This window comes from Clostridium sp. MCC353, from assembly GCF_018785315.1.
In the GTDB taxonomy this organism is placed as follows: domain Bacteria; phylum Bacillota; class Clostridia; order Lachnospirales; family Lachnospiraceae; genus CHH4-2.
This window is the reverse complement of the sequence record NZ_WQPN01000163.1, coordinates 36,925-48,717: the sequence shown is the minus strand read 5'-3', so window position 1 is coordinate 48,717 and position 11,793 is coordinate 36,925. Positions and strand designations below refer to the sequence as shown.

The 11,793-nt window shown below is 47.2% G+C and carries 11 protein-coding genes; all 11 read left to right on the top strand.

The window, feature by feature from the left end; all coding sequences use genetic code 11:
• The coding region (locus GPL15_RS24720) for a toprim domain-containing protein (RefSeq protein ID WP_215701340.1) at window positions 1–387 on the top strand (387 nt) is incomplete at its 5' end.
• Between the two features lie 82 nt (window positions 388–469).
• A complete protein-coding gene (locus GPL15_RS24715) occupies window positions 470–2,233 on the top strand; it encodes a type IV secretory system conjugative DNA transfer family protein (RefSeq protein ID WP_215701344.1) in 1,764 nt (587 codons plus the stop codon).
• A 9-nt stretch (window positions 2,234–2,242) separates the two neighbouring features.
• On the top strand, window positions 2,243–2,500 hold the full coding sequence (locus GPL15_RS24710; RefSeq protein WP_215701339.1) for a helix-turn-helix domain-containing protein: 258 nt from the start codon (window positions 2,243–2,245) through the stop codon (window positions 2,498–2,500).
• Window positions 2,501–2,896: 396 nt separating this feature from the next.
• A complete protein-coding gene (locus GPL15_RS24705) occupies window positions 2,897–3,127 on the top strand; it encodes a tautomerase family protein (protein WP_215701338.1) in 231 nt (76 codons plus the stop codon).
• Window positions 3,128–3,416: 289 nt separating this feature from the next.
• On the top strand, window positions 3,417–4,106 hold the full coding sequence (locus GPL15_RS24700) for a carboxymuconolactone decarboxylase family protein (protein WP_215701337.1): 690 nt from the start codon (window positions 3,417–3,419) through the stop codon (window positions 4,104–4,106).
• A 20-nt stretch (window positions 4,107–4,126) separates the two neighbouring features.
• The gene (locus GPL15_RS24695; protein ID WP_215701336.1) at window positions 4,127–4,573 is read left to right on the top strand and encodes a cupin domain-containing protein; all 447 of its coding nucleotides are present in this window, start codon (window positions 4,127–4,129) and stop codon (window positions 4,571–4,573) included.
• 14 nt (window positions 4,574–4,587) lie between these two features.
• Window positions 4,588–5,487, top strand: coding sequence for a MurR/RpiR family transcriptional regulator (locus GPL15_RS24690; RefSeq protein ID WP_215701335.1), 900 nt, complete (start codon window positions 4,588–4,590; stop codon window positions 5,485–5,487).
• Between the two features lie 256 nt (window positions 5,488–5,743).
• Complete coding sequence (locus GPL15_RS24685; RefSeq protein ID WP_215701334.1) at window positions 5,744–7,684, top strand: beta-glucoside-specific PTS transporter subunit IIABC; 1,941 nt, start codon at window positions 5,744–5,746, stop codon at window positions 7,682–7,684.
• 15 nt (window positions 7,685–7,699) lie between these two features.
• Window positions 7,700–9,106: a glycoside hydrolase family 1 protein gene (locus GPL15_RS24680; RefSeq protein ID WP_215701333.1), complete on the top strand. Its 1,407-nt coding sequence runs from the start codon at window positions 7,700–7,702 to the stop codon at window positions 9,104–9,106.
• Window positions 9,107–9,339: 233 nt separating this feature from the next.
• Window positions 9,340–10,686: an MATE family efflux transporter gene (locus tag GPL15_RS24675; protein ID WP_215701332.1), complete on the top strand. Its 1,347-nt coding sequence runs from the start codon at window positions 9,340–9,342 to the stop codon at window positions 10,684–10,686.
• A gap of 67 nt (window positions 10,687–10,753) precedes the next feature.
• Window positions 10,754–11,626, top strand: a complete 873-nt coding sequence (locus GPL15_RS24670; RefSeq protein ID WP_215701331.1) for a LysR family transcriptional regulator — start codon at window positions 10,754–10,756, stop codon at window positions 11,624–11,626.
• Window positions 11,627–11,793: the final 167 nt, after the last annotated feature.

Here is an 11,793-nt window from a genome sequence, read left to right as displayed (position 1 = left end):
AAGGGAATCAGCAATACCCTGTATGTATTTGAAGCGCCTATTGATTTGATTTCCTATATCTCACTTCATAAGGTGGGCTGGGAAAATCATAGTTATGTGGCGCTGTGCGGTGTTGGGCGTCAGTCTATGTATCAGATGCTGAAAGAAAAGCCGAACCTGAAAATAATCCGTCTGTGTCTGGATCACGATACTCCGGGGATAAAGGCGATGAGGCGCATTACAGATGAATTGCTGGAGCTGGGATATCAGGATACGAAGGAGGAACGCTCCATTTATAAAGACTGGAATGAGGACTGTAAGGCCGCTCATGGACAGCCGGCGCAAGCGGCTGAGGAGTTTCTGGTACAGCCCACAATAAAAAGAGAATTAAACCTGGCCTGCATCTAGGGCGTTGCGTACTTGTTCTTAGGAAAGGGGGAGTAGCTTGTTAGAAAATCAACTTGTGCCGCTTGTGTGTCTCGGCATTGGTATGCTCATCCTGTTTGGAATCATACCGCTTGTGGCAAACCATTATTCACTCAATGGGATTAAATCCAAAACCGTGGGAGATGGACAATACGGTACAGCCCGGTTCGCCAGCGAGGCGGAGATCCGAAAGACATTTGCATATGTGCCCTATGAACCGAAGCTGTGGAGGCAGGGGAAAAACCTGCCGGAGACACAGGGACTTGTGGTGGGCGCCAAATTTACGCAGAAGGGAGTGACAGCGCTGATTGATTCCGGGGATATCCACCTGCTAATGATTGGAGCGGCAGGCGTAGGTAAAACTGCTAACTTTTTATATCCATGTATCGAGTATGCCTGCGCCAGCGGAATGAGCTTCATATGCACCGACACAAAGGGAGACTTGTACCGGAACTATGCAGATATCGCAAGGAAATACTATGGGTACAACATTTCTATTCTAGATCTGCGAAATCCAACCAGATCGGATGGAGATAACATTCTCGGGATGGTAAATAAATACATGGACTTATACCTGGAGAATCCGGAAAACCTGGCAAACAAGGCAAAGGCAGAAAAGTATGCGAAGATAACGGCTAAGACTATCATCAGTTCAGGTGGTGGAGACTCTTCCTCCTATGGTCAGAATGCGTTTTTCTATGATGCGGCGGAGGGATTGCTCACCAGTGTAATCCTGTTGATTGCTGAATACTGCCCCAAAGAGCAGCGACATATTGTAAGCGTGTTCAAACTGATTCAGGACTTGCTGGCTCCATCTCCGGTAAAGGGGAAAAATCAGTTTCAGCTTCTCATGCAAAAGCTGCCGCCAACTCATAAAGCAAAGTGGTTTGCAGGCGCTGCGCTCAACTCAGCGGACCAGGCCATGTCCTCTGTTCTTTCGACGGCCATGTCCAGACTAAACGCATTTCTGGATTCGGAGATGGAGCAGATCCTGTGTTTTGACAGTGAGATGGATACGGAGACCTTTTGTAATTCCAAGTCTGCCATCTTTATTGTGCTTCCGGAAGAGGATACTACGAAATACTTTATGGTCAGCCTGTTTTTGCAGCAGATCTATAGGGAAATGCTGTCTATCGCAGATGAGCATGGAGGAAAACTTCCGAACCGTGTTGTGATATTTGGAGATGAGATTGGAACGATTCCGAAGATTGAATCACTGGAGATGCTGTTTTCTGCCGGCCGTTCCAGACGGATCAGCATGGTGCCGATTATCCAGAGCTTTGCCCAGTTGCAGAAAAACTACGGAAAAGAAGGCAGCGAAATCATCATTGACAATTGCCAGGGGATTTTGTTTGGTGGATTTGCGCCTAACTCGGAAAGTGCGGAGATTTTGTCCAAGGCGCTGGGAAACAAAACGGTATTATCCGGATCCATCAGCCGGGGAAAGAACGATCCCAGCCAGAGTCTCCAGATGATTGGACGCCCACTCATGACGCCGGACGAACTCAAGGCGCTCCCTAAAGGGCACTTTATCCTGGCAAAAACAGGGTGTCATCCTATGAGGACAGAGCTGCGTCTGTTTTTTAAATGGGGGATTGTGTTTGAAAATGAATATGAGATGGAGCAGCATGTTGCGCGTCCGGTTTACTATGCAGATCGGCTTGAGCTGGAACAGGAAATCCTTCGGAGGCAGTTTGAGGGGGATATGGAGGAATTTGATGAAGCAGAGGAAGTCCCACCGGCGGCTGGCGGGGGACTGGGACACAAACCCATGTTTAAACGCCAGGCAGAACCAGAGGAACAGAAGCTGCCGCTCCGGACAGATTAGAGGTGGTTTATGGGATACTATGATTCGATTTATGGGGAGGAACTGCCGCACCGGGCAATTACGGTTTATATGTATCTGAAGGAACGTGCAGATAAACATAATCAGTGTTTTCCGGCGATGAGTACGATAGCGGGGGAGTTAAATCTGTCAAAGAGAACAGTCCAAAGAGCTGTGGCAGATTTGACAAATGCGGGATATATAAAGACAGAACAGCGTTGGAGACCAAAGGGTGGCAGAAGTAGTTTGTTGTATACTGTTTTAAAATGAAGGGTTGACACCTAGAGAAAAGTCTGTGCAAATGGTGTCTTATGGTATATGACATGGTGGCATATGTAAGAACAACTCAGTACGAAATAAATATAAATGCAGATAAAAGAATTAAGACTGACAAAATGGTTAATGGAAAGTTTATATTAGCAGTGGAGTTCTTTTACTTCATCAATGTCGAGGAAATTTGTCGCTCCTACAATCATAGGGGCGATAAATATTTAATGAGTAAGTTGCGGGAGAATGTTAACCGTGTTGTTTTGGTTTTGGTTTGGTTTTGGTTTTAACATCAAAATAATGCTTTTAAAGCATTACTTTACATTCATATAAAGCATTTGATATAAATGCCTTTCCATTTTATAATGATATTATAACATAGGAAAGGAATAAAACATTATGCCACATGTAGCGATATCAATGATTCCAGGTCGAGATCAGAATGAAAAAAGGGATTTGGCAATAAGAGTCCAGAATTTTATTTGTGAGGAATTGAATTTGGAAAAATCTGTTGTTAGTGTTTCTATTGAAGAGATTCCGTTAGAAAGATGGGATGCACACATGGAACAGATCCCGCCAGAAACCATCCTTACTAAGGGGGCAATACATGATAAATTTTATAGAGCATAAAATATGAGAAATGTTATGTCCTGTTTTAAATCATTTAATATTGTGTATTAGAATTCTGCAACAGAGTGCCAAGGATTACAAAATCTGTTCAGCATTGTGCGGGATAATTACAAACCTTTATACCATGTACATATCCTCCCCGTACAGATGATATATCTTGTCCAATGTTGAAGACACTTCGCAATCCATAACATTACTGCTCGCGCAGGAAGAACTGAAAAAGAAAAAGGTGACTGATGAGGAAATTCTTATAAGGAAGTTGTGTAGATAGAACTAGGAGGAGAAAAGAATGAGAGATTTGCATCAAACAGATCCTGAGTTTATGGAGCGCTTTGAGCACTTCGCCCTGGATGAGGTGGTTAATGAAGAAGGACAGCAGCTGGATGAAAAAACTAGGTACATGGCGCTCCTTAGTACACTGATTGGCTGCCAGGGTATTGATGAATTCCGTGAAATCTGCAGAGAGGCGCTGAAAGGTGCGTTGACACCGGTGGAGGTAAAGGAAATTATCTACCAGTCAGTGGACTATCTGGGAATCGGAAGGATGCGCCCTTTTCTCGTGGAAGCAAATACGATCATGGAGGAAATGGGGATTGGGCTGCCGCTTGATGGGCAGGCAACGACTACCATGGAGAACCGTCTGGAGATGGGGATACAGGCCCAGGTAGATATATTTGGGGACGGAATGCGGGAAGCCTGGAAAAAGGGGCATATCAACCGTTGGCTGGCGGCCAACTGTTTTGGTGATTACTATACCCGGACCGGCCTTAACCTGGCGCAGCGGGAGATGATTACCTTCTGTTTTTTGGCGGCGCAGGGAGGCTGTGAACCGCAGCTTATCGCTCACGCCGAAGGAAATATGAATTTGGGTAATGATAAGGACTTTTTGATCAGGGTAGTCTCCCAATGCCTGCCTTATATCGGATATCCCAGAAGTCTAAATGCCATATCCTGTATCAATAAAGTAAGTGAAAATTAAAGAGAAGGGGAGAGATTATCATGAAGATTACTGACAGGGAAGCATTTGAAAAACAAGATTCCTTTGGCATTGGGGCATTCAACGAGCAATATGCGCAGTTTTTTATTGGGAATTCTTATCTGAAACCGCTGACGGAGCCAGGAGCAACAACCGTGTTTTTGGCAAATGTATCCTTTGAGCCGGGGTGTCGGAATAACTGGCACATCCACCATGCTGACAAGGGCGGCGGGCAGCTTTTAATTTGTACGGCTGGCGAGGGGTGGTATCAAGAAGAGGGAAAAGAGGCAGTCAGTCTTACTGCCGGTATGGTAATTACGATTCCGGCAGAAGTAAAGCACTGGCATGGGGCAAAGTCTGACAGCTGGTTTTCACACATTGCTGTAGAGGTTCCGGGAGAAAACACCAGGAATGAGTGGTGTGAACCGGTTTCGGATGAAGCATATGGGAAATTAGCGGAAAGCGTATAAAAAAGGATGGAACGATGTTCTTATTTCAAAAAATAGAAGAAACCATGATGAAGTACACGGATGCCCGTCATTCGGTAGGAGAGTTCATTTTAAAGGAGCCGGAGACATTGTACCAATACACAGTCTCTGAAATCGCGGCCAGGACATTTACCTCAAAAGCTACCGTGGTGCGTTTTGCAAAGGCTATGGGGTATGATGGCTGGAAAGAATTTATGAAGGACTATATTGCCGAGGTAAACTATCAGAAGGCCCATCCAAATACCGTAGATTTTAACATGCCGTTCAACCAGGATGACAACGTGGAGACTATTATTGAAAATATAAAAGAGCTTCAGCTGGAGACAATCCGTGAAACGGCTGATCTGTTAAAAAAAGAGACGTTGCAGAAGGCGGCTGATTATCTGGTGAAAGCCAATCGGATTGTAGTTTTTTGCAGCAGTCCTAATACATACCTGGGAGAATTGTTTAAGCGGAAACTAATGACCATAGGAAAAAACGCCAGTGTCCCTAGCAGTGGGGAATCAGGAATTGTAGCGGCTTCCCTTGGTTCGCAGGACTGCGCGCTGATTATTTCCTATTCCGGAAACAGCGTGTCCCAGAATCCGGTTAACCGCATTGGAATCCTGAAGAAAAACCATGTACCCATTATTGGGATTACCAGCGGCGGGGATAATTACATGCGGAAGCATCTGGACTGTATCCTCACTATGACTACCAGGGAACGGCTGTATACAAAGATAGCCAATTACTCCACAGAGGAATCCTTGAATTATATTTTAAATGTCCTTTTTTCCTGCTGTTTTGCCAGACAATACAGGCAGAACCTTGACTTCAAGATTAAAAATTCAAGGCTGCTGGAGCAGGAGAGAATTACCATGATGAATGTAATGAAAGAGATGAATGATTCTGACTGACGGGACCGTACAGAGCATTTGAACCTGTTTATGCTCTGTGCGGTCCTTTTATATTCTTGCAAGAAATCATAGTTTGTTTCAGCTTGTTTCACGTCCATCTTATGAAAAATAAAAAATATAAAACTAAGTTTTGGAATCGGCGATTTGCTTGAAAACCGGATTTTGATGTGGTTAACTGTGCTTAAGAAGCAACGGAAACGTGCTTGCAGAATCAGTTAACAGGCAACATTATCACAATGAGAGGGGAGTATTTCATATGAGCAGGAAATACGAAAAGCTGGCCGGGGATATCATAAAAGGGGTTGGCGGAAAAGGAAATGTAAATGATGTGTACCACTGCCAGACGCGTCTGCGTTTTAAACTGGCGGCTGAGGAGAAGGCGGATGACAAGGCGCTGGAGGCCATGGACGGAGTGGCGAAGGTAATCCGCAACGCGGGTGTCTATCAGGTGGTCATCGGAACCCATGTGGCCGATGTGTTTGAAGAGATTGAGAAGCTGGTGGATACCGGCAAGGGCAAGGGAAATACGGAAGCGGCAGAAGAGAAACAGAACGTGGTGGAGAAAGTGATAGACTTTGTAGCCGGTGTGTTCCAGCCGGTGATTCCGGCTCTGTCCGGCGCAGGTATGGTAAAAGCCCTGCTGGCTCTGCTGGTAGTGGCCAACGTCATATCAAACCAGTCCCAGACCTATTACCTTCTGAATCTGTTTGCAGACGGCGTATTTTACTTCCTGCCCATGATACTGGCATTCACCTGTGCCCAGAAGCTGAAATGCAATCCGATCCTGGCGGCAGGGGTTGCGGCTATGATGCTTCACCCCAACTGGACGGCTCTGGTTGCGGCGAAGGAAGCAGTGCATTTTTTTGACATCATACCCTTTACCCTGACCAGTTACGGATCGTCTGTCATTCCGATTATCCTGATCATTTTTGTACAGTCGTTTGTGGAAAAGAAGTTAAAGAAATGGATTCCCAAGGCCGTGGAGCTGGTATTTGTGCCAATGCTGACCTTCCTGATCATGGGAACGCTGGCGTTCTCCGTGTTAGGACCCATTGGCGCGGTGGTTGGCAATTATCTGGGAACATTTTTCACCTTCTTAAGCGAATCGGCAGCATGGGCACCGGCAGTCTTGGTTGGCTCCACCCTCCCGGTCATGGTAATGTTCGGCCTGCATAACGGGGTAGCGCCCTTGGGCGTCATGCAGATGGCGGATCTTGGATATGACAGTATCTTTGGGCCTGGCTGTGTGTGCTCCAACATGGCGCAGGCAACGGCAACCACCGTGGTAGCGCTTCGGACAAAGAATAAGAAGACAAAGCAGATTGCGGCTTCCGGTGCGATCACCGCATACATGGGAATCACGGAACCGGCGCTGTATGGCATAACACTTCCGAAAAAATATCCGCTGGTGTCGGCTATGATCGGAGGCGGCCTGGGCGGCCTTTATGCAGGACTGACCCATACCCACCGGTTTGCAACAGGCTCTTCCGGACTCCCGGCAGTCTTTTTGTACCTGGGCGATGACACAACGAAATATTTTGTCAATATCATTATTGCAATTCTGATTTCCATTGTGAGCACTGCGGTGATCACCCTTCTGTTAAGCTTCAAATATGAGAAGGAAGAGGCGGATGAAACAAAAAAAGGGATATACGAAGCTGGCAAAATGACAGAGACAATAGCAGAAACAGCATCAGAAAAAACAGCAGAAGGAACAGCACTGGGAGATACGGTGCAGACGGCGGTATTTGGATTTGCATCCCCGGTAAAAGGCAGGGTAAGACCTCTTGCGGAGGCCGCCGATGAGGCATTTGCTTCCGGAGCTTTAGGACAGGGTGTCATGATCGAGCCGGAGGAGGGCGTGGTGAGAGCGCCTTTCGATGCCAAAGTTGCGGCATTGTTCCCCACGAACCATGCAATCGGCCTGGTATCCGACAGCGGGGCGGAGATCATGATCCATGTGGGCATTGATACCGTCCAGTTGGATGGGAAGTATTTTGAGGCATTTACAGAGCAGGAAAGCCGGGTAAAGGCCGGGGATATTTTAATCAAATTCGATATGGAGGCCATCAAAGCGGCAGGATACCAGACCCAGACCATGGTAGTGGTGACCAACAGCTTTGATTATTCCAAGATTGAAACGGAGACCTTTGAAGACGCGGAGGATAACAGAAACATTATCACATTGACCAAATAAGGAGAGGGAGCAGCCATGTTTTATAAAATACTTAAAAATTTTCCTGAGAATTTTTTGTGGGGAGCGTCCACATCCGCTTATCAGACCGAGGGTGCATATAACGAAGACGGTAAGGGGCTGTCGGTCCAGGATATCTATGAGACACCGGAGGGAATCACAGACTTTAAAGTGGCAAGCGACCATTATCATCACATGAAGGAAGATGTGAGGCTGATGGCGGAAATGGGGATGAAAGCATACCGGTTTTCCATTGCCTGGACCAGGATCATACCGGACGGGGACGGCGAGGTGAATGAGGCGGGAATCCGGTTCTACAATGACCTGATTAATGAATTGATTTCTTACGGCATCGTCCCGGTTGTGACCATGTACCACTTTGACCTGCCCCTTGCGCTTCACAAAAAAGGCGGCTGGGGCAGAAGGGAGATTGTGGACGCGTTTGAGCGGTATGCAAAGGTATTGTTTGAGAACTTTGGTGACCGGGTCAAATACTGGCTGACCATCAATGAGCAGAATGTGATGATCAATCATCCAAACGCCATGAATCCCGGAAAGGTTCCGTCCAAAAAAGAACTGTACCAGCATTGCCACCATATGTTCTTAGCGGGGGCAAAAGCAACCTTGCTCTGCCATGAGCTGTGTGAAGGCGGGAAGATCGGCCCGGCCCCTAATATTACAGCAATCTATCCGGAGAAATGCAATCCTGCCGATGTGATCGCGGCGGATGACTGGGAGAGTATCCGCTGCTGGCTGTATCTGGATATGGCTGTGTACGGAAGGTACAATTCCCTGGTCTGGGCCTATCTGGAGGAAAAAGGGTACGCTCCGGCGATAGAGGCTGGGGACATGGAGCTTCTTGCAAAGGCGAAGCCGGATTTCCTGGGGGTCAACTATTATGCCACCGCCACGGTAAGCGCCAGCAGAAATGACGGAACGGACTGCCAGCCGAGAAATGGGGACCAGCAGGTCATGATCGGCGAGGAGGGCGTATACCGGGCAGGCGAGAACCACTTTTTGGAAAAGACGGAGTATGGCTGGATCGTGGACTCCATTGGGCTGCGGGTTACCCTCAGACGAATCTATGACCGGTACCATCTGCCGCTCCTCATTACGGAGAACGGGTTAGGCGCTAAGGATGTGCTGACAGAGGACGGGAAGGTTCACGACCAGTACCGGATTGATTATTTAAAACGTCATTTCAAACAGGCACAGCTGGCGATCACGGATGGCGTGGATCTGATCGGATACTGCCCATGGTCGCTCATGGATCTGGTCAGCACCCACCAGGGATATGGCAAGCGATATGGGTTTGTCTATGTGAACCGGGATGAGGCGGATCTAAAGGATATGTCCAGAATCAAAAAAGATAGTTTTTATTGGTATCAGCAGGTGATCCGGTCAAACGGCGGGGAGCTTGAATGATATAAAGTGAGGGGAATATTTTTTATACAAAGCGTGCGGCTGTTCCATTCTGATGGTGGCCGCACGTTTTTCAGATGGTTTCTTGAGCTTGCAGGCTTATATGGTTTTGGGTTTGGACGCGATCATGCTTTGCAGGCATGATATAAGATAAGCAGCAGGCATTTTACAAGCAGTGTGGAAAAGAATAAGATAGAAATGGTAAAAAGTATAAAGGAAAGGTATGGAACGGATAAATGAAGGACAGGGAAAAAATATTCAGCGACAGGGCGCTATTACAGCTTATGATACCGCTGATGATGGAGCTGGCCCTGACATTGGTGGTGGGCCTGACAGACTCCATTATGGTTTCCAGCGCAGGAGAGGCGGCAGTATCGGGTGTGTCTTTGGTGGACACAGTCATGCAGCTGCTCATCTATATTTTTGCGGCCATGGCTACCGGAGGAGCCGTGGTGGCGGGGCAGTATCTGGGAAGCAAAAAGAATGGGGAAGCCAGAAAGGCAGCAACGGAACTGGTTTGGATTAACGGGGGGTTATCCGTCTTAATCACGGCGGCGGTTCTGCTTCTGTCAGAGTGGATGCTGTCTGCTCTGTTTGGCAGCATTACAGAAGATGTATATGAAAATGCCAAAGCCTATCTGTTGATCACAGCCTTTTCCATCCCAGGGATTGGCATCTATGAAGCCGGCGCGGCAATATTTCGGACCATGGGAAATGCCAAAATTACCATGAAGGTTTCTGCCCTAATGAATCTGATCAATATAACAGGAAATGCTCTGTTTATTTATGGATTTTCCATGGGAAGCAGGGGAGCGGCTCTTGGAACCCTGATTTCCAGGCTGGTGGCAGCCATGTGCATGGCAATCCTCCTACTCAATTCCAAATGGGAGCTTCATGTGGAAAAAACATGGAGGCATCGTGTTCAGTGGGATATGGTAAAACGGATTTTGAAAGTCGGCGTGCCGGGAGGCATTGAGAATGGGATATTCCAGTTAGGAAAGGTGGTCCTGCTAAGTTTTGTATCGCTGTTTGGAACGGCGGCTATAGCGGCCAATGCCGTCACCCAAACCATTGCATCCATTCAGGTAATACCAGGTTCTGCCATCCAGTTGGGGATTGTCACTGTTGTTTCACGGTGTATTGGAGCCGGTGATTATGAGCAGGCGGCTTATTATAACCGGAAGCTTTTAAAGTTTACCTACATAGCCCTTGTGATGTTAGATATCCCTATATTCTTAGGTCTCCCATGGATTTTGAGGTTTTACCATTTGTCTCCGGATACAGCAAGGCTTACAACAGAGATGGTTTTTTGGCATACTCTGGGCGCTGTCACGGTCTGGCCCCTGACTTTTGACTTGCCGGCATCCATGCGTGCAGCGGGTGATGTGAGATTTGCCATGGTAACCTCCATTGTGTCTATGTGGGTGTTTCGTCTGGGAGGAGCTTATCTGTTTGCAGAGGTTTTAGGATTTGGGGCAGTGGGAGTCTGGATGGCGATGGCGATGCTGGACTGGGGGCTTCGGGCGGTAATCTTCTGCATCCGTTATCATAGTGGAAAGTGGAAAATGAAAAAAGTGATTTGACAGATGCGATTGCTTGAATTCCTTGAATCGTCATGATATGATGAAAAAAAGCCGAGGTGATGTAACGATGGAATTCAGGGTACTGAAATATTTTTTGACTACAATAAATGAGAATAATATTACCCGCGCGGCGGAGGTCCTGCATATTACACAGCCCACCCTCAGCCGCCAGCTGATGGATCTGGAGGAAGAACTGGGGACTACTCTGTTTATCCGCGGGAAGCGTTCCCTGGTCCTGACGGATGACGGGCTGCTGTTCAAACAGCGGGCAGAGGAAATCGTGGAACTGACAGAGCGTGCTTCCAGAGAGTTTCTGGATCGAGAATCCATTTCCGGGGTCATTGCCCTTGGGGCAACGGAGTCAGTTGGAAGCCGGACGTTGGCGAAGCTCATTAAACGGTTTTCGGATCTTTATCCGGAGGTCTGTTTTGACTTATATAACGAAATGGCGGATAATGTGAAGGACCGGATTGACCGGGGACTTGTGGATATTGGATTCGTACTGGAGCCGGTGGATACGACAAAGTATGATTTTATGAGGATATCACAGAAAGAGACTTGGGGAATCCTGGTGCCTTCAAATCATCCGCTGGCAGGCAAAAAAAACGTATCGGTCCAGGAAGCGTCTGAGTATCCACTAATTCTGCCTAAAAGGGAGAATGTACGGAATGAGATCTTAAACTGGATTGGGAAAGAGGAATCACACCTGCGCGTGATGGCAAACTATACCCTTCTGTCCAATATAGTCCTGCTTGTGCAGGAAGGGGTGGGGTGCGCCATCTGTCTGGATGGAGCCCTTGCCATCGGAAGCCGTCCGGAGGTCACCTTTGTTCCGCTCATGCCGGAGCGCACCACCAGGAGCGTGTTCTTGTGGAAGAAGAACCGGATGTTCAGTCCGGCCGCTTCCCTGTTTATTCAGATGATTAAGCAGGGATTGTAAGAAGTTTTGGGATAAACAGAAGAAATCATGAGATCCTTCCTGCGGATTCATGGTTTCTTTTTTTGTGGTTTTAGTGTCTATGGTTAAATTTTTAAATCATGCTTTTAAAGCATAGAAAGTGATTTAATGTAAGTATTGGACGTAGACATCCAAACGCTTTACAATAA